The sequence below is a fragment of the Streptomyces sp. NPDC085524 genome, assembly GCF_044541755.1.
Classification (GTDB): Bacteria; Actinomycetota; Actinomycetes; order Streptomycetales; family Streptomycetaceae; genus Streptomyces.
The window spans coordinates 68,916-93,409 of the sequence record NZ_JBITTH010000018.1 but is presented as its reverse complement, the minus strand read 5'-3'; the positions used below and the strand labels follow the sequence as shown (position 1 = coordinate 93,409).

Below are 24,494 nucleotides of genomic sequence, written 5' to 3'. Positions count from 1 at the left end.
GTGCCCTACAGGGGCCACTCGGGCATCCGGCCGGCGTGGTAGCGCTGGTTCCGGGGCGCCCCGTACTCGAATTGGCTGGCGACCGGGAAGTAGCTGGGGAGGAAGGCGGCCAGGATCGCGTCCTGCTCCTCCTCCGGGACGTCTCCGTCGTGGTAGTCGTTCAGACAGAAGACGTCGTGCGGGCGGGCCGTCATCAGGCGGGTGAGCCGGGTGCGGTGCTCGCTCAGGCCGACGTTGACGAACCCGCAGGCGATGCGGCCCGGGATGCTCCGGCTCGTCTGGTAGGCGAAGTAGTGGTGCAGCGACGACGCGACGGACACGTCGCTGTGCGAGCGCAGCCGGCTGGCCGCGGTCTGCGCCATGACCTCGGGATAGGTCTGGTGCAGGTCGGCCATGACGCTGCGGCGCATCGGGTACGGCGCGTGCAGGAAGCCGTGCGTCAGGGCCTGCCCGAAGGAACCGGCGATCAGGGCGCGGTTGTTCTTGGCCGCGCTGATGTTGAAGTCGTCGTCGTGGCGGGTGGGGATCATCGGGATGGCGGTCGGCGACATGAAGTGCTTCGCCTGCCCGTTGCCCTCGAAGAAGAGGTTGGGCAGCACGGTGCGGCCCATGAAGAAGTCGTCGTTGAAGTACAGGAAGTGCTCGGCGAGGCCCTCGATGTTGTGGAGCTGGCTTTCGATGGCGTGCGAGTTGAAGGTCGGCAGCGCGCCGCGGTTGCCGAAGATCTCCGTGTGGTCGACGACGCGGACCCGGTGGTGGTTGGTGTCGAGCCAGGCCGGCACCTGCCGGTCGGTGACGATGTAGATGTTCCGGATCCACGGCGCGTACATGTCGATCGAGCGCAGCGAGTAGCGCAGCTCGTCGCGGCTGCGGAAGCGGGCGGCGCTGGCGGCGGCGTCGACCGTCTCCAGGCCGAGCCCGGACAGCACCTGGTTCTTGCGCTCCAGCCAGGCCACGTCGGAGCCGTCGACCCACGTGTAGACCGCGTCGATCGGGAAGTTGACGTCGGCGTGCAGGGGCTGCGCGAAGGGCTCGATGGTCGGGTAGGTGCGCCCGGCGAGGACCGTGGGGACGCGGTTCATGGAGTACTGGGAGATCCGGTCGCCGATGAGGGTGCGGGCGGGGGTCCGCACGAACTCCGGGTCCTCGGGGTCGGTCTCCCAGAAGGAGATGGTGCAGCCGTAGACGGCGCCCATGCGCAGGGTCCGCGAGGTGGTCACGACGCTCTGGTAGACGCGGACGCCGGTGCACTGGAGCTGCAGGTGGTCCTCGCAGAGCCCGGCGAGGACGGTGGTGATGGCGTCCTGGCGCTCGTTGAGGAACGCGGCGTAGACGGCTTCCTGCCGGTACGCCGATGCCAGGGCCTTCAGCACGCCCTCGCGGTAGGAGGCGTGGACGGCGATGGTCTTGCGCACCATGGTGTCGCGCGTGACGAGGTAGGGGACCCCGGCCGCTTCGAGGGCGTCGGCGGCCAGTGCCATGTTCGCCTGGACGACGTCGAACGGGGACTCGGAGTCGGTGACCCGGCAGAGCTGGCCGCCGTCGCGGACGAGTTCGCGGCGGCGCTTGGCGACCTGCTGTTCCAGCTGGCGCTGGTTGCCGGAGCGCGACTGGCTCGCGGGGGCGGGCGCGGCCGCGGTGGCCGCGCCCGTGAGTCCGCTGTGGACGGCGTGCAGGGCGAGCCGGTCGGCCTTGACGGCGTCGCGGCGGCCGCTCTCGCGGTGGCCCGCCAGCTCCTTGAAGAGCTTCTCCCACTGCGCGGTGATCTGCGGCGGGTCGAACCGGTGGATCGTGTGGGCGGCCTCGGCGCCCATCCGGTGGCGCAGCTGCTGGTCCTCGATGAGGCGGTTGAGCTGCAGGGCGAGGGCCTCGACGTCGCCGTGCGGGACCAGGATGCCCGAGCGGCCGTCCAGGATGATCTCGCTGGGCCCGTTGGGGCAGTCGTAGGAGAGCACGGGCACGCCCGCGGCCTGCGCCTCCATGAGGACGAGCGGGAAGGCCTCGTTGCGGGAGGTCATCAGCGCGATGCTGGCCTTGGCCCACTCCTCGGCGAGGTGCGGGGTGTTGCCGTTGAGCTGGATGCTGTCGTGCAGGCCGAGCTGGTTGATCTGGCGGCGCAGCACTCCGGCGAGCGGCCCGTCGCCGAAGATGCGCAGGACCCAGTCGGGGTGGCGGGGGGCGATCTGCGCCCAGGCGTTGATCGCGTGGTCGAGCTGCTTCTCGCCGACGAGCCGGCCGGCGGTGACGACCGTGCGGGTCTCCAGGGTGGAGCGCGGCCGGAACCCGGTGGGCAGGGCGTTGGGGATGACCTCGATGCGGGGCGCGCTGGCGCCGAGGGTCTCGGCGAACCAGTCACGGGTGCGGCCGCTGAGCACGGCGAGGGCGTCGAGGCGCGCCGAGTACTTCAGGAGCGGCTCGCCGCTGGTGCCGCGCAGCTCGGAGACGCGGTGCTCCTGGTGCACGGTGATGACCCGGCTGGGGGCGAGCTGGACCGCCAGCGCCATCAGGGCCGGAGTGGTCGTGATGAGGATGTCGGTGTCGGTGTGCTGGAGCGCGAGTTCGAGCTCGATGTCCGAGAGCCGGTTGAACGCTGCCTCCCAGGCGCGGTCGACCAGGTTGCTGGACTGCTTGGAGAGGACGGCGTACGTCTCGTCGCCCAGGTCCATCGAGCGCGTCGGGCGCGGCACGGGGCCGGTCTGGTCGATGAGGTAGTCGACGCGGACCCGCTCGTCGATCGGGAAGAACAGCTGGGGCTGGCTGCGGAAGATGCTGAGGACCCGTACGTCGTGGCGGGACGCCAGCTCGGCGGCCTGGTTGAAGACAGCTCGTTCGGTGCCTCCCACGGCGTCGGCAGTGGTCAGCAGAAAAGTGATCTTCATCAGGCTCTCCGCCCGGCTTCGGGCATACGGCTGCAGGTGACCCGGAGGTTGCCCGCGGGGGTGTAACGGGGGTGGACGATCATGGGCGGGAGGCCCCTGGGGGCCACGACGGCCTTGTTGATGCTGAAGACGCGCATCGGGTTGCGCACGTCGTGCAGCTGCCGGCCGATGCGCAGGGCGCGCGAGCCCTTCGAGGCGACGGACACGTCCCAGTGGTCGGTGGCGCGCGCCGGCGGCATCTCCTCCAGCGGTACGACGACCCGCCAGGCACCTCCGGGCAGCGGCTCCAGCGGGCGCTGGAGCCGGCGGCGGGAGGCGGTGAACTCGGCCCAGGGCTCCTCGAGACGGGTGCCGAGCAGCCGGAAGTCGACGACCATCGAGGAGTGCGAGAGGTCGACGCGCACGACCTCGGCCAGCGGCTTGGGGTTCGAGGTGACCACGGTCAGGCTGCCGGCGACGGTGCGGCCGAGGCGGTGGCGCAGGCCGTCGACGGGCGAGGCGTGCATCGGCTTGGTCGGACCCTCGTAGGGCACGGGCGGCTCGACCAGCACGAGCTTGTACTTGCGGGTCTTGCGGCCGTCCTGGATCAGCAGCGTCGTCTTCCAGCGGCCGCTGGTGACGGGCAGGCCCCCGGGGCCGGCCCCGAGGAGGACGGCGGCGTCCATCAGCAGCCGGTCCTCGCGGTCCTCGTAGAGCCGCACCGTCGTGCGGAAGGAGCGCCGGCCGTGCTTCAGCTCCAGCTCCGCGGATTCCCCGAGCGGGGCCGAGTCGGGCAGCTCGGCGTGCAGGTTCATGGTGTGCCCGTCGAGCACCTGCGCGTACTGCAGCACTGCGGCCCGGCGGACGCGCCGGGGCAGGAAGACGTGCACCATCAGCCAGGAGCGGAGGGCGACGAGACGCGGGGCCAGCGCGGCCACGAACGACTCACGCGAACGCAGCAGCCTCTTGAGGTAATTCTTCATCGGTAGTGCGTGCTTCCCAGCTCGGCGGTGCGCCGGGTGGGAGTACCCACCCCGTCCGCCAGCTCGTAGGGGCTCGGTACGGGGAAATACGAGTCGAGGAACCGCTCGACCATGCGCGCCTGGGCGTCCTTGTCCTTGGGCGCAACGGTGTCGTTGATGCAGAAGGTGTCGAAGTCCCGGCGGGCCACGAGCCGGTCGAGGCGCTGCTGCGCCGCCTTGTCGCCGATGTCGATGTACACGTAGCGCAGGTCGCCGACCGTGGCGCGGGCCGAGTGGTACGAGTAGTAGTGGTGCAGCGAGGAGGCGATCGGCACGTCGTGCGGGGAGCGGAAGCGCGAGTGCTGGGTGGTCCAGTGGGCCTGCGCGTAGACGTGCTCGATCTCGGAGAGGACGCTGCGGCGCAATGCGTGCGGGGTGTGCTTCATCTTCTGGGAGATGAAGGTCCCGAACTGCTGGGCGATCAGGCCGCGGCTGTTCTTGCCGGCCGCGTTGACGGGCAGGTCCTGGGAGCTGACCCCGCCCGGCGGGATCAGCGCCTTGGACATGAAGAACTTCGACAGCCCGTTGGAGTGGAAGAAGTGTCCGGGGCGCACCGGGCGGCCGAAGAACACGTCGTCGTTGAGGTAGAGGAAGTGCTCCGACAGGTCGCGTATGTGGTGGAGCTGGCTCTCGATGGCGTGCGAGTTGAAGGTCGGCAGCGCCGCCGGGTCGGAGAAGATCTCGCGGTGGTCGACGACCCGCAGGCCCGGGTACTCGGTGTTGAGCCAGCCCGGTGCCTGGCCGGCGGTGACGAGGAAGATCTGGCGGATCCACGGCGCGTACTGGTGGATGGACCGCAGCGAGTAGCGCAGCTCGTCCCGGCTGGTGAAGCGTGCGTCGTTGGCCGCCTGCTCGTGCAGCGGGGCGGTCGCCCCGGAGGTGATGCCGCGGCGGGCCGCGTCCTTGCCGGCCCGCCAGACCGGGTCGGAGTCGTCCACCCAGGTGTAGACGACGTCGATCGGGAAGAGGTGGTCGGAGGGCAGCGGGGCGGTGAACTCGGCGAGGGTGCGCGCCTCCCCGCTCCAGTAGGGGGCGGGCACCGGGCTGAACAGCTGCTGCGGCGCCCAGGTGCGGGGGCCGTCCACGGGGACCTCGGTGACCACGCTGTTGGGCCGGGGCGCGACGAGGCGGCCGTCCGACTCCTCCCAGAACTCCAGGTCGACGCCGGACTCCTGCGCGAAGACCAGGTTCCCCGTCGGGTCGCAGACGATCCAGAACAGGCGCAGGACCTCACGGGAGCGGTTGCGGCGCCAGGTCTTGGCGGAGGCTCCCGGCCGGTACTGCCCGGAGCCCTCGGCCACGTAGCCGGGGTTGATCCCGAAGGCGTACTGGAGGACGTCCTCGACCTCGTCGCGCTGGGCGGCGGACACGGCGACGCACGGGTTGGGCTTGCCGGTGCCGCGGACGCAGAAGTGGTCGATGCCGGCTTCCTCGAGCATCCCGACGAGGAGGTGGAGGTTGCGGGCCTGTGCGGCCCATTCCGTGGCGCCGGCGACGACCATCGCGTGGACGTGCTTGCCCTGGACGCGGACGACGCGCAGGGAGGCGTCCTCGCTCGCACCGGCATGGTCCGCGTGGCCGCCCATGGCGCGTACGACGACGGCGGAGCGGGCGGAGTCGACGAGGGTCATGCTCTTCATGACACCGGTGCGCATGGGCTTGGGCACCGAGCGCACGATGCGTCTGCGGGCCTGGACGGGAACCAGCGAGCGGTAGCCCGCCACGAGATTACTGGCCTCTGGGTTGCTCACCACGTATCCGCATCCGTCCACATCGCAAGTGGTCACATCTGACCGGTCGCTCCGGACTCGGTATGCCGCGCCGCGGGCTTGCCCCCTCCTCCACGACCCCCCGGACGCTTATCGGATCTTCACACTTGTACTAACGGGTTGTCCATCTACTGTCCGCCGCCCGGACACCTCAACAGGCCCACAATTAGGACATGTTCAAGCTTTGGCAAATATCTTGTGAACAAGCTCACAAGATCCAGTCGGCGAATTCCGGCCACACAAGGTGGACGAAACGGAAAATCTGCGGATTTACACCTGAACCGCAGGATTCATGACCAGGCCGGGCTCGTCGCTCTGCCGCACGATGCGCAGCCCTCCGGCCGGGTCCACGGCGGCGATCACGACGCGCCCGTAGCCGTCGAGCGCCAGCGCCGGCGGGCAGACCGTGGCCTCGCCGGTCGGCGACCACCACACGCCCGCGCCCTCGTTCTCCGAGCCGCAGGCGGCCAGCATCACCTGGCCGTCGTACCCCCAGTGCGCGAGCACCGTGCAGTCGTACCCGTCGAGGACGGCCCGCACGGCAGCGAGCCGTCCCTCGGCCGGGGCACCGCCGAGGGGGATGATCCAGTCGCCCACGCGGTGGGCGAGGATGCCGCCGGTCTCGGCGTCGGTCCAGTAGTACGTGACCCGGCCCGGCGAGGTCTCCAGGGCCACGGCGCTGCCCGCGGCAGGGGCGATGCGGATGTTCGGGCGCCGCTCGACGTCGCCGTCCGGCACCGACTGCGTCCAGTGCATGGTGCGGCCGTTGTCCGCGGGGGCCAGCACCTCGATCAGCCCCGTGGAGGCGGTCACCGCGGCCAGGCCGTCGATCCCCCGCTGGCCCTGGAGGTTCTTCCACGACTCCCAGGCGCCCCGGCGGCCCTCCCGGCGCATCGACACACCGGCGCCGGCGTGCCGTACGAACAGGTACACCGCCCCGGACGCCGAGACCGTGCCGACCGGCGGACCCGCCACCGCGGCGCGCGCCGGGTCCTTGGAGGGGTTGCCGAGGGAGCGCCAGTCGGTGAGCGGGCGCCCCGTCTGGAACTGGGTCGCGTGGACGAAGTCCACGACCGGCGTCCCGTCGGCGCCGCGCGCGGTGCGGCGGCCCAGGATGTGCAGGTAGCAGTCGGCGCCCTGGACCACCGTGACGTGGCTGAGCTCGGGGGTCTCCACGAAGTCGGGGCCGGTCCACTTCGGTCCGCCCGGAGCCTCTTCCGTCCACCGCAGCAGACCGCCGCGGGTGCGGACGAAGGCCGTGAGCCGCCCGTCCTTGCCCAGGGCGAGCCAGCGCCCGTCGACGACGAATTCGCTCACCGTGCCGCGACCCTTCCCTAGACCTGTCCGAACGGCCCGGGGGCCACCGTCGAGCCGAATGATAGTGGGACGTCCGCACGCATGAATCAGGACATCAAATCGTACGCCCATCCCATTTACTGTCTATAATGCACGGCCAGCGCGGGCGCGCCGTCCCGGTCACGGATGCCGCGCCCCCAACGCCCGAGCCGACCAACACCATTGAGGACTCACCGGATGAGCCAGGACGTCATGACACCGGGCCGCGAGACTCCTCGCGACTCCTCCGAGGGCCGCGGACGCAAGCGTGTCCGGACCCGCGGACAGCGCGTCAGGCGGGTCGTCCTGCTGACCCTCGTCGTCCTCCTCCTCGCGGGCGCCGGCACCGGATGGTGGCTGTACAGCCACCTCGACGGCAACATCTCCAGCGTCGACCTCGACAAGGCGATCGGTGACAACCGCCCGCAGAAGGTGGTCGCCGGCGCGCAGAACGTCCTCGTGCTCGGATCCGACTCCCGGGCCGGCGCCAACGGCGACCTCGACCACGGCGATGTCAGCGGCGCCCGCTCCGACACCACGATGCTGATCCACATACCCGAGGGCCGCTCCAAGGCGACCGCGATCAGCATCCCCCGCGACACCCTGGTGACCCGGCCCGAGTGCAAGGACGAGGACGGCAAGGCAGTCCCGTCCCAGAAGCGCGTCATGTTCAACAGCATCTTCCCGGTGGCCGGTCCTGCCTGCGTGGTCAACACCGTGGAGCAGATGTCCGGCGTCCGCGTGGACCACTTCGTCGTGGTCGACTTCGCCGGCTTCAAGGGCCTGGTGGACGCCCTCGGCGGCGTGACCGTCAAGCTGGACAAGCCGATCAAGGGCGGGCTCAACCTGGAAGCGGGCGAGCACCGGCTGAACGGGACCGACTCGCTCAAGTTCGTCCGTACCCGGCACGGCTACGCCGACGGCAGCGACCTCGGCCGCATCAGCCTCCAGCAGACCTTCATGATGGGGCTGCTGAAGGAGATCAAGAACCAGGACGCGTTCGGCAACCCGGCGCGCCTCTACAAGCTCGCCGACGCCGGCACCAAGTCCCTGACCACCGACTCCGACCTCGCCTCCCTCACCGCGCTGGCCGACTTCGCCAAGAGCATGAAGGGCGTGGACCCGGACACGATGGAGACGATCATGCTGCCGGTCGCCTACGACAAGGTGGACAAGAACCGCGTGGTCGTCGCCGAGCCGCAGGCCACCCAGCTGTGGGACGCCCTGCGCAAGGACGAGAAGATCCCGGCCTCGGCGAAGGACTCCCCCGCCAAGGGCACCGGCTGACGGACCGTGCCCCCGCACACGGGGCCCGCGCACACGGAGCCGGCCGTACGGGTGAACCGTACGGCCGGCTTCTGCGTGGTGCGCGCGCACCGCTGCGCGGCTAGAACTTCGCTTCCTGGCCGGCCTTGCCGAGGCGGCTGTGGCTGCGTCCGTACAGGAAGTAGACGACGAAGCCGATCGCCATCCACACGGCGAAGCGGATCCACGTCTCGGCCGGCAGGTTGAGCATCAGCCAGAGCGAGGCCGCGATCGACAGGATGGGGATCACCGGCACCCACGGGCAACGGAACGCCCGGTGCAGGTCGGGGCGGGTCCGGCGCAGGATGATCACGCCGAGGGCCACGAGCACGAAGGCGAACAGCGTGCCGATGTTCACCAGTTCCGCGAGCTTCTCCAGGCTGGTGAAACCCGCCAGGACGGCGATGACCACACCGAGCAGGATGGTCGCCCGGTAGGGCGTGCGGTACTTGGGGTGGGTGACGGAGAAGGTGCGCGGCAGCAGTCCGTCACGGCTCATCGCGAAGAACACACGGGTCTGGCCCAGCAGCAGGATCATGCTGACGGTGATCAGGCCGACCACAGCACCGAGGCTGATCGCACCCGAGAAGAACGGCTGGTTCACCGATTTGAAGGCCTCGGCCAGCGGTGCGGTCGGTGACATCTCCGAGTACTTCTGCATGCCGGTGACCACCAGGGTCACCGCGACGTACAGGAAGGTGCAGATCAGCAGCGAACCGAGGATGCCGCGCGGCATGTCACGCTGGGGGTTCTTCGTCTCCTCGGCGGCGGTCGCCACCACGTCGAAGCCGATGAACGCGAAGAAGATGAGCGAGGCCGCGGTGAAGATGCCCATGACGCCGAAGTTGGTGGGCGCGTACCCGAACAGCAGCTGGACCAGCGGTGCGTGCAGGCCGTTGCCCGCCTCCTGCGGCTGGGCCGGCGGGATGAACGGGGAGTAGTTGTCGGCCTTGATGAAGAACAGGCCCGCGATGATGACGAGCAGCACCACGGCGACCTTGATGGCCACCACGATCGCGGTGATGCGGGCCGAGAGCTTCGTCCCGACGACCAGGATCGCGGTCAGGGCCAGGATCAGCAGGAAGGCCAGCAGGTCGAAGTGGCCTCCCGCGTCCGGGCCGGACAGCGCGGTGGGCAGGTCCCAGCCCAGGTTGGTGTGCATGAGATGGCGCATGTATCCGGACCAGCCGACCGCCACCACCGCGGTGCCCAGCGCGAATTCGAGCACCAGGTCCCAGCCGATGATCCAGGCGGGCAGCTCGCCGATCGAGGCGTACGAGAAGGTGTACGCCGAACCGGCCACCGGGACGGTGGACGCGAACTCTGCGTAGCAGAGCGCCGCGAGGGCGCAGACGATGCCGGCCGCCACGAACGACAGGGACGTGGCCGGACCGGCGTTGTTGCGGGCCGCGATGCCCGTGAGGACGAAGATGCCGGTGCCGATGATGACACCCACACCGAACACCGTCAGGTCCCAGGCGGAGAGCGACTTGCGGAGCGCGTGTTCCGGCTCCTCCGTGTCACGGATGGACTGCTCCACCGTCTTGGTGCGGAAGGGGCTGTTCATATCCCTGCTCACCGACACACCTCCGAACAGGTGTCGACGCACGCGAACGGGCCGGGAGGCCCACTCCTCCAGAGTGATCTCCCGGCCCGTGACGTGCAACCGCGCGGCGATCTAGTGGCCGCTTCCCGGTCGGCCCGGACTAGTCCACGGCCGCTGCCGGCTCGCTGTCGTAGCGGCCGTCCAGCTTGGCCACCAGGCCGGTGACCTGGCGCGCGATGTCCGGAGCGGTCAGCCCGATCTCGGCCATGACCTCCTTGCGGGTCGCGTGGTCGAGGAAGCGCTGCGGGATGCCGAAGTCGCGCAGCGGTACGTCGACCCCCGCGTCCCGCAGGGCCTGCGCGACGGCCGAGCCCACGCCGCCTGCGCGGCCGTTGTCCTCGACGGTGACGACCACGCGGTGGCGGTCCGCCAGGGGCGCCAGCGCCTCGTCCACCGGCTTGACCCAGCGGGGGTCGACCACGGTGCAGGAGATGCCCTGCCGGTCGAGCAGGCCGGCGATCTCGAGGCACATCGGGGCGAGTGCGCCGACCGAGACGAGCAGTACGTCCGGACGGGTGACCTCGGGCGCCGGGGCGCGCAGCACGTCCATGCCGCCGATCCGGCCGACGGCCGGGACGGCCGGGCCCACGACGCCCTTGGAGAAGCGCACCACGGTCGGCGCGTCCTTCACCAGGACGGCCTCGTTCAGCTGGGCGCGCAGCTGCTCGGCGTCGCGCGGGGCGGCGAGCCGCAGCCCCGGGACGACCTGGAGGATGGACATGTCCCACATGCCGTTGTGGGAGGCGCCGTCGGTGCCGGTGACCCCGGCGCGGTCCAGGACGAAGGTGACACCGCACTTGTGCAGGGCCACGTCCATCAGGACCTGGTCGAAGGCGCGGTTGAGGAAGGTGGCGTACACCGCGAACACCGGGTGGGCGCCGCCGGTCGCCAGGCCCGCCGCCGAAGTGGCGCCGTGCTGCTCGGCGATGCCGACGTCGAAGATGCGGTCGGGGTAGGCGTCCGCGAACTTCTTCAGGCCGACGGGCTGGAGCATGGCCGCGGTGATCGCGACGATGTCCTTGCGCTCCTTGCCGAGCTTGACCATCTCGTCGGCGAAGACGGAGGTCCAGCTGGCGGCGTCGGTGCTGACGGGCAGACCGGTGTCCGGGTGGATGACGCCGACCGCGTGGAAACGGTCCGCCTCGTCCTGGACGGCCGGCTCGTAGCCCCGGCCCTTCTGGGTGAGGCAGTGCACGATGACCGGGCCGCTGAAGCGCTTGGCGCGCTGCAGGGCGGACTCCAGCGCCTCGATGTCGTGGCCGTCGATGGGGCCGATGTACTTCAGGCCCAGGTCCTCGAACATGCCCTGCGGGGCGATGAAGTCCTTGAGGCCCTTCTTCGCGCCGTGCAGGGTCTCGTAGAGCGGCTTGCCCACGACCGGGGTGCGCTCCAGCAGGTCCTTGCCGCGGGCCAGGAAGCGCTCGTAGCCGTCCGTGGTGCGCAGGGTCGCCAGGTGGTTCGCGAGGCCGCCGATGGTGGGGCCGTACGAGCGCTCGTTGTCGTTGACCACGATGACGAGGGGGCGGTCCTTGGCGGCGGCGATGTTGTTCAGCGCCTCCCAGGCCATGCCGCCCGTCAGCGCGCCGTCTCCGATGACGGCGGCGACGTGGTGGTCCTCGCGGCCGAGCACCTCGTTGGCCTTGGCGATGCCGTCGGCCCAGCCGAGCACGGTGGAGGCGTGCGAGTTCTCGATCACGTCGTGGTCGGACTCGGCGCGCGAGGGGTAGCCGGAGAGGCCGCCCTTGGCGCGCAGGTTGCCGAAGTCCTGGCGGCCCGTGAGCAGCTTGTGGACGTAGGCCTGGTGGCCGGTGTCGAAGAGGACCTTGTCCTTGGGCGAGTCGAAGACCCGGTGCAGGGCGATCGTCAGTTCGACCACCCCGAGGTTGGGGCCGAGGTGCCCGCCGGTCTTGGAGACGGCGTCGACGAGGAAGGACCTGATCTCGGCGGCGAGCTGTTCGAGCTCCTCCTGGCTGAGCCGGTCCAGATCGCGCGGTCCCTTGATGCGGGTCAGCAGCACCCGTGCCTCCTTGCAGTTGCTTGCTGGTCTGTCGAGTCTAATGTTCCGCTCGCGGATGCGGTCATCGGGCCGTCCCGCCGGAGTCACACCTTTGTCATACATGGACGCACCTGCGTGAAGTCATACCTCACATACGGGCGTATACCCGCACAGACGTACGTACATATGTACGCACAGATGCCCGGCGCCACACGTGGTGGCACCGGGCATGTGCTGTCGGACGCGTCGGCGGGGTGGCCGTCAGGCGCGTCCGGCCGTCTTCTGGGTCTTGCGGGTGACCGAGTCGATGACCACGGTCGCCAGCAGCACCGCACCGGTGATCATGTACTGGATCGGAGTGGCGATGCCCTCCAGGGCCAGACCGTACTGGATCGAGACGATGACCATGACGCCGAGGAGGGCGTTCCAGGTGCGACCGCGGCCGCCGAAGAGGCTGGTGCCGCCGATGACGGCCGCCGCGATCACGTTCATCAGCAGGTCGCCGGCACCGGCGCTCTGGTTGGCCGCCGCGATCTTGGAAGCCCAGAACAGGCCGCCGATGGCGGCGAATGTGCTGGAGATCGCGAAGACCGTGATGCGGATCCGGGTGACGTTGATGCCCGCACGGCGGGAGGCCTCGACGCTGCCACCCAGTGCGAAAACGTTTCGCCCGAACGTCGTGCGGCGCAGCAGGAAGTCCGTGACGACCAGGGCCAGCAGGAAGAGCACCACCGCGAGCGGCAGGCCCTTGTACTGGTTGAACAGCACGGCGGGACCGAACGCGCACAGGGCGAGCAGGCCGGTGCGCAGCAGGATCTCGGCGAGCGGCCGGGAGGGCATCCCGGCGGCGTCGCGGCGCTTCGCGTCGAGGAAGGCCGCGAGGAAGTAGCCGGCCACCGCGAGCGCGGCCAGCCCGTAGGCGACGGCCACGTCAGAGAAGAAGTACGTGGTCAGCTGGCCGACCACGCCGTCGGAGTCGATGTTGATCGTGCCGTTGCTGCCGAGGATCTGCAGCATCGCGCCGAGCCAGAAGAGCAGGCCCGACAGGGTGACGGCGAAGGCCGGGGCGCCGACCTTGGCGAAGAAGAAGCCGTGGATGCAGCCGATCAGGGCGCCTCCGAGGACGGCCAGGAGAATGGCCAGCCATTCGTTCACGCCGTGGGTGACGGCGAGGACGGCGACGATCGCGCCCGAGACACCGCTGACCGAGCCGACCGAGAGGTCGATCTCACCGAGCAGCAGCACGAAGATGATGCCGATGGCGATCATGCCGGTGCCGGTCATCGTGATCGCGATGTTGGTCAGGTTCTCCGGGGAGAGGAAGTTCGAGTTCAGCCCCTGGAAGATCGACCAGATGATGATCAGGCCGATGACGACCGGGAGGGAGCCCAGGTCGCCGGCTTTCATCTTGTGCTTGAACTCGCCCCAGTAGCCGGCGAGGCCCTCTTCCCTGACGAGCAGGCGGGGGTCCACGGCCGGGATCGCGTCGTGCGCGGCCGCCGGGTTGACCGGGTCGATGTGCTCCTGCTGGTCGACGGGGCCCTTGCCCAGTGGACCGGTGGCAGGGTTCTGGGTGCTCACTTGCCGGCCTCCGAGGTGCGGGCCGCCCGGCGGGTCACGGCGTTGTCCGTGGCACCGGTGATGGCGGAGATGATCTCTTCCTGCGAGGTGTCGGCGACGTTGAAGACACCGTTGTTGCGGCCCAGCCGCAGGACCGCCACCTTGTCGGCGACGGCCTTCACATCGGCCATGTTGTGGCTGATGAGGATGACGGCGTGGCCGCGCTCACGCAGCCGCTCCACCAGGTCGAGCACCTGAGCGGTCTGCTCGACGCCGAGGGCGGCGGTGGGCTCGTCGAGGATGACGAGCTGGGGCTCGCCCAGCATGGAGCGGGCGATCGCCACGGTCTGGCGCTGACCGCCCGACAGCGAGGCGATGGGGATCCGGACACTGGGGATCCGGATGGACAGCGTGGTCAGGAGCTCGCGGGCGCGCCGCTCCATCTCCACCTCGTCGAGGACTCCGTACTTCTTGAGCTCCCGGCCGAGGAACAGGTTGCCGACGACATCGATGTTGTCGCACAGCGCCAGGTCCTGGTAGACCGTGGCGATGCCCAGGTTCTGGGCGTCGTGGGGCTTTCCGATGGAAACCGGTCGCCCCTCCCACTCGATGACTCCGTCATCGATGGGGTGCACGCCGGCGATCGTCTTGACCAGCGTGGACTTGCCGGCACCGTTGTCGCCGACCAGGGCGACCACTTCACCGGAGTGGATCTCGAGTTCTACGTCGGTCAGGGCCTGAACGGCGCCGAACCGCTTCGAGACCCCTCGCAACGCCAGCACGGGCGCAGCGGACACATGAACCATCTCCTTCGCCGCCTGACCGGCGGGGATGTCGTGCAGAAGAGCAGGAGCGGGGCGAATGGGGGAACGTTTCTGCCCGGCGCCCCGCCGGGTGGCGGGGAAAGGAGGGGCGGGGCGCCGGTCAGGTACGTGGGGCCGCCTCGTGCGGAGGCGGCGGGGGCCGCTACTTCAGGCCGATGGCGGCGCAGGCGGCCGCGTACTTGTCGGTGCAGATCTCGTCGACCGTGTAGACGCCGTCCTTGACGACGGTGTCCTTGATGTTGGCCTTGGTCAGCGAGACGACCGGGATCAGGACGGCCGCGACGCCCTTGGCGCTCGGGCTGTCGACCGTGGAGGTGCCGCCGGCCTTCTCGCCCTTGGCGAGGGCGACGGCCATCTTGGCGGCGGCCTCGGCCTCGGGGGCGTACGGCTTGTAGACGCTCATGAACTGCTCGCCCGCGACGATCCGCTGCACACCGGCGAGTTCGGCGTCCTGGCCGGTGACCGGCGGCAGGGGGGAGACGCCGGCGGCCTTGAGGGCGGTGATGATGCCGCCGGCCATGCCGTCGTTGGCGGAGTAGACGCCGATGACGTTCTCCTTGCCGAGGGCCGAGAGCGCGCCCGCCATGTTGGTGTTGGCGTTCTCCGGCTTCCACTCGACGGTGTCGTACTCCTTGCCGACGTTCACCTTGCCGTCGAGCTCGGAGTGCGCGCCCTTCTTGAACAGCGCGGCGTTCGGGTCGGTGACGGAACCGTTCATCATGACGATCTGGCCGGACTTGGCCTTGTCGCCCAGCGCCTCCAGGAGCGCCTTGCCCTGGACCTTGCCGACCTCTTCGTTGTCGAAGGAGGTGTAGGCGTCGATCGGGCCCTCGGCGAGGCGGTCGTAGGCGACGACCGGGATGCCGGCCTCCTTGGCCTTCTTGACCGAGCCGGCGATGGCCTTCGAGTCCACCGCGTCGACGATCAGGACGTCCACCTTGTTGGTGATCATCGTGTCGACCTGCGAGTTCTGCGTGGTCGCGTCCTGCTTGGCGTTGGCGTAGACGACCTCGCCCTTGCCGTTGGTCAGCGCCTTGACCTGCTTCTCGATGAGCGGCTTGTCGAACTTCTCGTAGCGCGCGGTCTGGTTCTCCGGCAGGAGCAGACCGACCTTGATCGCGTCACCCTTCGCGGCGCCGGAAGACTCCTTGGTCCCGCCTCCGGCCTCCTTTGCGCTGCCGCAGGCGGCGAGCGAGACGGCCATGGCACCGGCGGCGACGGCAACAGCGGTTCTGCGCATACGCGTGTTCATTACTTGAACCTCCCTGACGAGGCCGCAACACTGCGGCCGAGGTGGATGTGAGTCAACCCCGGCCGCGTTTTGCCGTCAAGGAGTGAATCCTTAACGAGATGACAACGGTGCCATCCGTTATCTACCTGAAGACAAGACGGCGGGAGCTCGCCCTCCACTTCCATGGTCCGACAAAAGCGTCGAATCGCCCATCTCGCTGAGCACGAGGGCCAGCGCGCCCAGCACCTCCGCACGGCCGCCCAGCGAGCCCGTGAGCACGGACAACTGGCGCGCGGCGCTCGGGATCGCGTACCTCCCCACTGATTCACGGATGGGGGCCAGTACGAGTTCACCCGCCTCGGCCAGGGACCCGCCCAGCACCACCCTGCTCGGGTTCAGGAGGTTGCACAGGCTGGCCACCCCGCTGCCGATGTGGCGGCCCACGTCCGTGATCACCCGGCGGCAGCCCGGGTCCCCTTCGCGGGCCAGCTCGACCACCCGCTCCATCGTCAACTCCGGTCCGTGCGTGCCCTGGAGGAGCGGCAGGACGTACCGCGCCGCGGCGAACGTCTCCAGGCAGCCGCGGTTCCCGCAGCGGCAGACCGGGCCCGATTCGTCGAGCGTGATGTGCCCGATCTCGCCCGCGGTGCCCCCCGGTCCGCGGTAGATCTGCCCGTTGATCACCAGGCCGGAGCCCACGCCGCTGGCGACCTTGATGTAGGCCAGGTCCTTCACTCCCCGCCCGCTCCCCCAAACGAGTTCACCGAGGGCTCCGAGGTTCGCGTCGTTGTCCACGTAGACCGGCACCCCGAGGCGGCGCGCGAGCTCCTCGCGGGGATTGATGCCCGCCCAGCCCGGCAGGATCGCGGTCGAGCCCAGGGTCCCGGACTCCACGTCGATGGGGCCGGGGACCCCGAGCCCCACGCCGATGACCTTCTCCAGGCCGACGCCTATGTCCGCGACCAGCCGCCCGACCAGCGATTCCGCGAGGTCGAAGCCGTGCGTCCAGGAGGCGTCGACGTCCAGCGGCTCCGTCTTCTCGGCGAGCACCTGGTGGGCGAGGTTGCCGACCGCCACCCGCAGGTGGGTGTGGCCGAAGTCGACGCCGATGACGATCCCCGCGTCGCCGCTGAGCGAGACGCTGCGCGCCCGCCGCCCGCCGGCCGAGGTGTCGGTGACCTCGACGGTCCCGCCGTCCTTCAGTTCCCGGACGATGTTGGAGACCGTGGCCGCCGACAGTCCGGTGGTGCGGGCGATCTCCGCCTGGGTCAGCGAACCCGAGAGCCGCACCGCCCGCACGACCCGTTCGAGATTCGCGCGATGCAGCGAGGACTGCGATCCGGGAGTCTGCACGACTCATCCACTCCTGCCCATAAGCGACGTCCAGCGTCGCCCCCCGGCCGGGAACCGTTGCGGCTTCGCGCCCCGAGACCCCGGCGTCTCTCCAACTTGTGAACCTTAAGTCGAGCCTTTGCGCATCGGCACGTCAAGAGGGTGACGCACCACGAAACGGCCGTTACTGGCCAAAAGGGGAGAGAACCGGCCGCTGTGATCGTGTTACGGTCGACGAGGCGCCGGTCCTCTGCGGCCTTTCCGGCCGGATCGGGCGCCACGTGTTGACGGCGCTATGCGAGGAGGTGTTCGGGATGAGTCCCGATCGAAGTCTTCGCTGCGCTCTCGTCCGCTGACCCCTCGTGATCGGCTGACCCTTCATCGAGCTGCGCACGGCCGCGGTACGCCGCGCTTCCGTGCTCTTCAGTATTCCCTCCGCATGCCCGGACTGTCCTGTCAGGCATGTGTCACCCGTGCCCGCCGGCGCTGACCTCGGCCTCCCGTGCCGCACCGCGCCGACCCATGACCACTCCACGTGACCGGCCGGCTCCACGCTGTCCGGACACCGTGGAGGGAGGTATTCGTCATGACCATGCTCACCCCCCGTACCCCGACGAAGCTCGCACCGCCGGGCCGGGCCCGCCGCGAGCGCAAGGCCGCCGAGCTGGAGTCCCGCACCCGGCTCGTCGGCGAGCGCCTCGCCGCGACCAGCGCCCGCCCGCGCACCCTGGTCCTCCAGGACGTGGACACGTCCCTGGACGGCCTCACCCACGCCGAGGCCGCACTGCGCCTCGAGCACCACGGCGCCAACACCGTCGCCCAGGAGCGCACCCCCCGCTGGTTCGTCCAGCTGGGGAAGGCGTACTGGAACCCCTTCATCGGCGTCCTGGTCTTCCTGGCCGCCGTCATGTACTGGCAGGACCCGGCCGATCCGGGCGTCGTCATCCTCTCCGTGATGGTGGGGATCAGCGGGCTGCTGCGCTTCTGGCAGGAGTACCGCTCGGGCCGGGCCGCCGACGCGCTGAAGAAGCTCGTCACCACCACCTGTGCGGTGCAGCGCCGGGCGGGCAGCGGATCCGCGCCCACGACCTTCGAGGTGCCGATGGACCAGGTGGTCCCGGGCGACGTGGTCAAGCTGGCCGCCGGGGACCTGATCCCGGCCGACCTGCGGCTGGTCGGCTCGAAGGACCTGATGGTCGGCCAGGCCGCCCTGTCCGGCGAGTCCCTGCCCGTCGCCAAGGCCGACACCCGCACGAACGACCTGGGACAGCAGGAGACCACGGACCCGGTCGAGGCCGACAACCTCTGCCTGATGGGGACCTCGGTCACCTCCGGCACCGCCACCGGCGTCGTCGTCGCCACCGGCTCCGACACCTGGTTCGGCTCGATGGCCGGCTCCCTCGTCGGGGAGCGCCCGCAGACCAACTTCGACAACGGCGTGCGCAAGGTCAGCTTCCTGCTGATCCGCTTCATGCTGGTCATGGTCCCGGTGGTCTTCATGGTCAACGGCCTGACCAAGGGCGACTGGAACGAGGCCTTCCTGTTCGGCATCGCCGTCGCCGTCGGGCTGACCCCCGAGATGCTGCCGATGGTCGTCTCCGCGAACCTGGCGCGCGGCGCGGTCGCCATGTCCAGGCGCAAGGTGGTCGTCAAGCGGCTGGGCGCCATCCAGAACCTGGGCGCGATGGACGTGCTCTGCACGGACAAGACCGGCACGCTCACCGAGGACCGGATCGTCCTCGACCGCTACCTGGACGTGCACGGCCACGAGGACGACGAGGTCCTGGAGTACGGCTACCTCAACGCGCACTTCCAGACGGGCCTGCGGAACCTGATGGACCAGGCGGTCATCGACCGCGTGGACGAGGCCGAGGAGGTTGTCGTCGACGCACGGTTCTCGATGGTCGACGAGATCCCCTTCGACTTCGCCCGGCGCCGGATGTCCGTCGTCCTCGACCGCAGGTCCCTGCTGGGCGACCGCGGCCGCCCCGAGCACGTCATGATCACCAAGGGTGCGGTCGAAGAGGTCCTGGAGCTCTGCACCCACATGCGGGACCGGGGCGAGACGGTCGAGCTGACCGAGCAGCTGCGGTGGCACGTCACCCGGATCGCCGAGGACAACAACCGCCGCGGCCTGCGGGTCCTCGCCGTCGCCACCCGTTCGGTCGACATCCCGCGCGACACCTACTCGGTCGCCGACGAGGACGGCCTGACCCTGGTCGGCTTCCTCGCCTTCCTCGACCCGCCGAAGGCCGACGCCGCCCGGGCCCTGCAGGGGCTCGCCGACAAGGGCATCGCGGTGAAGGTGGTCACCGGCGACAACGACCTCGTGGCCGCCCGGGTCTGCGCCGACGTCGGCATCGAGGTCGGACAGGTGGTGCTCGGCGCCGAGACCGACGGCCTCGACGACACGGAACTGCGCGGGCTGGCGGCCCGTACGACGGTCTTCGCCAAGGTCAACCCGGTCCAGAAGGCCCGGATCGTGCGGGCCCTGCAGGCCGACGGGCACACGGTCGGCTTCCTCGGGGACGGCATCAACGACGCGGCCGCGCTGCGCGACGCCGATGTCGGCATCTCGGTGGACACCGCCGTCGACATCGCCAAGGAGTCGGCCGACATCATCCTGCTGGAGAAGGACCTGACCGTCCTGGAGCAGGGTGTCCTCCAGGGCCGCACCACCTTCGGCAACACGATCAAGTACATCAAGATGACGGCGTCGTCGAACTTCGGCAATGTCTTCTCGGTGCTGGTGGCGAGCGCCTTCATCCCCTTCCAGCCGATGCTCGCGATCATGCTCCTGGTCCAGAACCTGGTCTACGACATCGCGCAGCTGGCGACCCCGTGGGACCGGATGGACGAGGAGTACCTCCGCAAGCCCCGCAACTGGGACGCCAAGGGCATCTTCCGCTTCATGGTCACCATCGGCCCCATCAGCTCGATCTTCGACATCGCGATGTTCGTGATCATGTGGAACGTCTTCGCCGCCGACAGCGAGGCGAGCCAGTCCCTCTTCCAGTCCGGCTGGTTCATCGAGGGCCTGCTCTCGCAGACCCTGATCGTCCACATGATCCGCACCCGGAAGATCCCCTTCATCCAGTCCCGCGCCTCCTGGCCGGTGATGGCGATGACCGTCCTCGCGGTGCTGACCGGGCTCTGGCTGCCGTTCTCACCGCTGGCCCCCACGCTGGGCTTCGTCGCCCTGCCGGCGGGCTACTTCCCGTGGCTGGTCGGCGTGCTCCTCGCGTACTGCACGCTGACCCAGCTCGTGAAGACCTGGTACATCCGCAGGTTCAACACCTGGCTCTGAGAATGAATTGAACGCGTTCAGCCCGGCTGGCAGTATGGGACCCGTACCGCTGCGAGCCGGGCCGGACGCTTGGTCCGCCGTGCCACGAGGGGGGTTGACCATGCCTCAGAGACGGTCGTACGGCCGGATGCTGGTGGTCTCGACCATGGTGGGCTGTCTGGAGGTCGCACTCGCCGTGGTGGTGGGCCTGCTGTACGTCCGGACGCAGCCGCCGCCGAACCATCCGGTCGACTGGACCGACGTCACGGCCGCCCTGGTCAACTTCATGATGATCGTCGCGGTGATCGCGTTCCTGCTGTCGCTGGTCTTCGTACTGCCGGCCGTCGCACTGGCCGACCTGATCGGCCGCCGGGTCGGCGGCCGCGAGTCGTGGTGGTGGGTGCCGCTGACCGTGGCGGCCGTCGCGGCGCCCCCGATCTGGGCCTTCGCGTCGTACAACCACGTGGAGACGCGGCCCGTGCTGGTCTTCTGGGCCGAGGCCACGGCATCGCTCTCCGCCGGGGCCCTGATCGCCCGGCCCCGGGTGAGGGGACTGGGCCGGCGGGTGGCGGTGTGGGGCACGGCGGTGGTCGCGGGGACGGGTCTGCTCGGCGCCCTCGGCCTCGCCGTCGGCCTCCTGCCCTCGTACGAACCGCCGGCGATCGGCCGGCAGGACGTACCGGGCACCTGGGTCGACCACACGAGCGGACGGCTGGTCTTCACCCCGGACGGCCGGGTCACGGCCGACGGCGTCGGCGAGCACGCCCCCGACGACGACCCGAGCGGCCCGTCGCGGCGGTGCTCGGGTTCCGGCACCTGGTCGTACGAGCCCGGTCACGACGCCCGGACCCAGGAGGTCCGGGTCCGCGTCCCGGAGTGCTCCTGGTCCGCGTGGACCGTCGGCGGCACCGCCCGGGAACCCCGGCTCCTCCGGGACTTCGGCCGTCCGGGGCCGGGCAAGGTGTACGAGCTGCGGAAGACCGCCGGCGGCTCCTGACGCGGGCCCTACTTCAGCGTCGCCGAGGTGAGGCCCGCCTGGATCTGGCGCTGGAAGGAGAGGTAGACCGCCAGCATCGGGATGATGGCGATGGTGGCTCCGGCGAACAGCACCGGCAGGTCCGTCTCGTAGCCCATCTGGTACTGGAGCTGGATCAGGCCCTGGGTGAGCATGTAGCGCTCGGGGTCCGAGCTCGACTGCGGCTGCATCAGCACGGCGGGCAGGATGTACTGGTTCCACTGGCCCAGGACGTTGAATATCCCGACGCTGATCAGGCCGGGCTTGGCCATCGGCAGCATCACCTGGAAGAAGATCCGGGTGTCGGAGGCCCCGTCGATGACGGCCGCCTCGTGGATCGCCGTCGGCAGCGTCCGGAAGAACGAGTGCATGAAGAAGACGGTGAAGGGCATCGAGTAGGCGACGTACACCAGGATCAGGCCCTGGTAGGTGTTCAGCATGTCGAAGCGCTTGACCATGAAGAAGAGCGGTACGAGCGCCAGGAACACCGGGAACATCGCCCCGCTGACGAAGAAGTAGTAGATGAGCCGGTTGCCCGTGAAGGGGTAGCGGGCCAGCACGTACGCGGCCATCGAGCCGAACAGCATGGTCAGCGGGACCGAGAACACCAGCACGATGAGGGTGTGGGCGAAGTAGCCGCCGATCCCCTTGGTCCAGGCCCGGCCGAAGGCGTCGAAGTGCCAGTTCGAGGGCCAGCTGAGGGCGGAGCCGCCGATCTGCGCGTCGGTCTTGAACGCGCCGAGGGCCAGCCAGATCAGCGGGAGCACGATCATTATCGCCCAGAGGACGAGGAAGCCGTGCGAGAAGACGTTGAGGACCACGCCCTCGGAGCGGCGTCCGTCCCGCTCCTTCGCCCGTCCGGGTCCGCCGGACCGCTCCGCGGCCGATTCGCCCGGAGCCTTGATCACTGTGGTCATGGAGGTCTCCCGCTCAGAACTCGATGCGCTCGCGGCGGGTGGCGCGCAGCGTGGTGATGGAGAGGATCATGGTCAGCAGCAGCATGACCACGCCCATGGCGCAGGCGTAGCCGCTCTTGCCGAAGTACAGGAAGTTGCGCATCAGCACCGTCGACATGACCTCGCTGTGGTGGTCGGGTCCGCCGCCGAACTGGCCCGAGGTCATGGTCGACACCAGGACGAACATGTCCATCGCGGCGATGCCCAGGTAGACCGCGGAGGTCTGCACAGAGTCCCACAGCAGGGGCAGCGTGACCTTGAAGAAGGTCTGGGCGCGTCCGGCGCCGTCGAGCAGTGCGGCCTCGTAGATGTCCCTGGGCACGGACTGCATGGCCGCGGAGAACAGGACGAGGTAGAAGCCGACGCCGTGCCAGACGACGACGAGCAGCAGGCACCACAGGACGAAGTCCGGCTCGTTGAGCCATTCGACGGGGTGCTGCGGGGAGATCAGGCCGAGCTTGACGAGGAAGCCGTTGAGCAGGCCGCCCTCGTCGCTGCGGTAGATCGCCCCGAACAGCACGGCGAGGATGGCGAGCGAGAGGACCTGCGGGAAGAAGTAGACGACCTTGTAGAGGCGCGATCCGGCGACCCCCTGGACCCCGCCGGCCCCGCCCCGCCCTCCCGCGTTCACCATGAAGGCGAAGAAGAGGGCGAGCAGGATGGTGATCACGGGGACGAACACCACGAGCAGCAGGTTGTGCCAGAGCGCGCCGCGGAAGACCTCGTCGTCCAGCAGGGCCGAGTAGTTGTCCAGGCCGACGAAGTCGAACGTCGGTGACTGACCGGACCAGTTGGTGAAGGAGTAGCCGAACGTCTGTACGTACGGCCAGATGACGAAGGTCAGGTACAGCGCGAGGGGTGCGAAGAGGAAGGCGGCGATGAAGCCGCCCTTCCTTCTCCCCTGGGCTACATGGCTCATGGTGTCCGTCCCCTGGGTGGTCAGCTGCGCTTGTTGTTCTTGGCGTTCGGGTCCTTGGCCGCCTTGTCTACCGCAGCCTGGGCCCGCTTGATCCATTCCTTGGGCTGGATCCGCTGGGCCATCAGCTCATTGGACGCGTTCTGGATCTCGGTGTCCATCTCGCTGTACCAGTCGGGGTAGCGGTAGCTGAAGGTGTTGCTCCCGGCGGCCTTGAGCGCCTCCACCGCGGACTGGGTGCCCGGCCGGAGCTTGACGCTCGGGTCCACGCCGTCCTTGACGACCGTGAGGGAGTTGGCCTGCTGGGCGAAGATCGTCGACCACTCGCGGGACAGCATCGAGCGGAGGAACTCCAGGCCGGCGGCCTTGTTGGCGGCCTTCTCCGGGACGATGAAGGGCTCGTCCACGCCGGCCCGGATGGCCTCGAGCGGCAGCTTGCTGTCGGCGAGCACCGGGACCGGCAGGAACTTCATGTCGAAGTCGTCCGGGGTCTGCTTGAGCTGCTCGTTCTCCAGCCAGGAGCCGGAGGGGATGAAGGCGGCCTTGTACTGGTTCCAGGCGGTCTGGGACTCCGTGTGGGTCAGGCCGTTGGTGCCCGGCATCAGCAGGCCCTTCTCGACCACCTCGTAGACGGCCTCGACCGCGGCGAGGGCGGCCGCGTTGCCCTCGAAGGCGTTGGGCTCGAGGTTGTCGATCGCCTTGACGGCGTCCATGCCGCCCTTCTTGGCGATGAGGTCCATGATGACGACGTTGATGTAGTACGGGTACTTGCCCTGGTGGGCGAGGCCGCCGATGCCCGCCTCCTTGGCCTTGGTGCAGACGGCGAGGAACTCGTCCCAGGTCTTCGGCGGCGCCCAGCCCTTCTCCTTGAAGAGCTTGCCCGAGTACCAGAAGCCGAACACGGCGTACACGTACTTGAGGACGACGTACTTGCCGCCCAGCATGCCCTGGTCGACGGCCCCGTCCACCAGGGTGTCGCGCACCTTCTTGGTCGGGTCGTCGAGGGAGGGCGCGTCGAGCACCGCGTTGAGGTCGGCGAGCTGGCCGCCCTTGGCGAGCACGTCCAGGGGGATCTTCTGGGCACCGGAGTCGTCGACGACGTCCGGCGGGTTGCCGCCGTTGAAGCGGGGCTGGAGCTTGGCGGTGATCTCCTGGGTGCCCAGGTGGGAGCTGGTGGTGCCCCACTTCTTGTCGAAGGCGGCCTCCCAGGCCTTCGCGTAGTCGTCGCCGAACCCGCCCTTGAAGACGACCACGTCCACCTTGCTGCCCTTGGCCAGACCGAAGGGGTTCTCCTTGGAGACGACGCCCTTGTCCGGGCCCTTCGTGGACTCCTCGCCGCCGGAGGCGCAGGCGGACAGGAAGCTCATCGTCGGCACCGTGATAAGTCCGAGTGCTGCGGAACGCTTGATCAGATCGCGGCGTCCGAGGCCTTCACCCGTGGATCCCATGCTCATGTCCTCGCCTTCGTCAGAAGTGTGAAGGA

General features: G+C 69.3%; 16 protein-coding genes. 3 read left to right on the top strand and 13 right to left on the bottom strand.

Features of this window, described 5'->3' with window-relative positions; genetic code table 11:
- Positions 1-5: 5 nt before the first annotated feature.
- The 4 genes from ACIGFK_RS26345 to ACIGFK_RS26330 form a co-directional block, all read right to left on the bottom strand.
- Entirely contained in the window at positions 6-2,879 is a 2,874-nt protein-coding gene (locus ACIGFK_RS26345; RefSeq protein WP_376661456.1) for a stealth conserved region 3 domain-containing protein, read from the bottom strand.
- Positions 2,879-3,841: a hypothetical protein gene (locus ACIGFK_RS26340; protein ID WP_376661457.1), complete on the bottom strand. Its 963-nt coding sequence runs from the start codon at positions 3,839-3,841 to the stop codon at positions 2,879-2,881. Before ACIGFK_RS26340 ends, ACIGFK_RS26345 begins: the two co-directional genes overlap by 1 nt.
- Complete coding sequence (locus ACIGFK_RS26335; protein WP_376661460.1) at positions 3,838-5,535, bottom strand: stealth family protein; 1,698 nt, start codon at positions 5,533-5,535, stop codon at positions 3,838-3,840. Before ACIGFK_RS26335 ends, ACIGFK_RS26340 begins: the two co-directional genes overlap by 4 nt.
- A 384-nt stretch (positions 5,536-5,919) precedes the next feature.
- A complete protein-coding gene (locus ACIGFK_RS26330; protein WP_400053805.1) occupies positions 5,920-6,966 on the bottom strand; it encodes a hypothetical protein in 1,047 nt (348 codons plus the stop codon).
- Positions 6,967-7,182: 216 nt separating this feature from the next.
- Here ACIGFK_RS26330 and ACIGFK_RS26325 point away from each other — a divergent pair, with 216 nt between their 5' ends.
- Entirely contained in the window at positions 7,183-8,271 is a 1,089-nt protein-coding gene (locus ACIGFK_RS26325; protein WP_376661459.1) for an LCP family protein, read from the top strand.
- 100 nt (positions 8,272-8,371) lie between these two features.
- On the opposite strand, the gene ACIGFK_RS26320 is transcribed toward ACIGFK_RS26325, so the two are convergent.
- From ACIGFK_RS26320 to ACIGFK_RS26295, 6 genes are all read right to left on the bottom strand, one after another.
- Positions 8,372-9,856, bottom strand: coding sequence for an amino acid permease (locus tag ACIGFK_RS26320; RefSeq protein ID WP_376658531.1), 1,485 nt, complete (start codon positions 9,854-9,856; stop codon positions 8,372-8,374).
- A gap of 139 nt (positions 9,857-9,995) precedes the next feature.
- A complete protein-coding gene (dxs, locus tag ACIGFK_RS26315) occupies positions 9,996-11,912 on the bottom strand; it encodes a 1-deoxy-D-xylulose-5-phosphate synthase (RefSeq protein WP_376658528.1) in 1,917 nt (638 codons plus the stop codon).
- A 240-nt stretch (positions 11,913-12,152) separates the two neighbouring features.
- Positions 12,153-13,442 (bottom strand): sugar ABC transporter permease, encoded by a 1,290-nt coding sequence (locus ACIGFK_RS26310; RefSeq protein ID WP_376658530.1) that lies wholly within the window; start codon positions 13,440-13,442, stop codon positions 12,153-12,155.
- A gap of 26 nt (positions 13,443-13,468) precedes the next feature.
- Positions 13,469-14,257 carry an ATP-binding cassette domain-containing protein gene (locus tag ACIGFK_RS26305; RefSeq protein WP_030651561.1) on the bottom strand — a complete coding sequence of 263 codons (789 nt, stop codon included), beginning with the start codon at positions 14,255-14,257 and terminating at the stop codon, positions 13,469-13,471.
- A 160-nt stretch (positions 14,258-14,417) separates the two neighbouring features.
- Complete coding sequence (locus ACIGFK_RS26300) at positions 14,418-15,527, bottom strand: sugar ABC transporter substrate-binding protein (RefSeq protein ID WP_376658527.1); 1,110 nt, start codon at positions 15,525-15,527, stop codon at positions 14,418-14,420.
- Positions 15,528-15,644: 117 nt separating this feature from the next.
- A complete protein-coding gene (locus ACIGFK_RS26295; RefSeq protein ID WP_376658526.1) occupies positions 15,645-16,859 on the bottom strand; it encodes an ROK family protein in 1,215 nt (404 codons plus the stop codon).
- A gap of 565 nt (positions 16,860-17,424) precedes the next feature.
- Here ACIGFK_RS26295 and mgtA point away from each other — a divergent pair.
- Positions 17,425-20,145, top strand: coding sequence for a magnesium-translocating P-type ATPase (gene mgtA, locus ACIGFK_RS26290; RefSeq protein WP_400053802.1), 2,721 nt, complete (start codon positions 17,425-17,427; stop codon positions 20,143-20,145).
- Between the two features lie 100 nt (positions 20,146-20,245).
- Positions 20,246-21,121, top strand: a complete 876-nt coding sequence (locus ACIGFK_RS26285) for a hypothetical protein (RefSeq protein ID WP_400053801.1) — start codon at positions 20,246-20,248, stop codon at positions 21,119-21,121.
- An 8-nt stretch (positions 21,122-21,129) separates the two neighbouring features.
- Here ACIGFK_RS26285 and ACIGFK_RS26280 read toward each other — a convergent pair whose 3' ends face one another.
- From ACIGFK_RS26280 to ngcE, 3 genes are read right to left on the bottom strand one after another with little or no spacing between them, the layout of a single operon-like run.
- Positions 21,130-22,056, bottom strand: a complete 927-nt coding sequence (locus tag ACIGFK_RS26280) for a carbohydrate ABC transporter permease (RefSeq protein ID WP_376658523.1) — start codon at positions 22,054-22,056, stop codon at positions 21,130-21,132.
- Positions 22,057-22,069: 13 nt separating this feature from the next.
- Positions 22,070-23,014: a carbohydrate ABC transporter permease gene (locus ACIGFK_RS26275; protein ID WP_376658522.1), complete on the bottom strand. Its 945-nt coding sequence runs from the start codon at positions 23,012-23,014 to the stop codon at positions 22,070-22,072.
- 20 nt (positions 23,015-23,034) lie between these two features.
- Entirely contained in the window at positions 23,035-24,459 is a 1,425-nt protein-coding gene (ngcE, locus tag ACIGFK_RS26270; protein WP_376658529.1) for an N-acetylglucosamine/diacetylchitobiose ABC transporter substrate-binding protein, read from the bottom strand.
- Positions 24,460-24,494 lie beyond the last annotated feature (35 nt).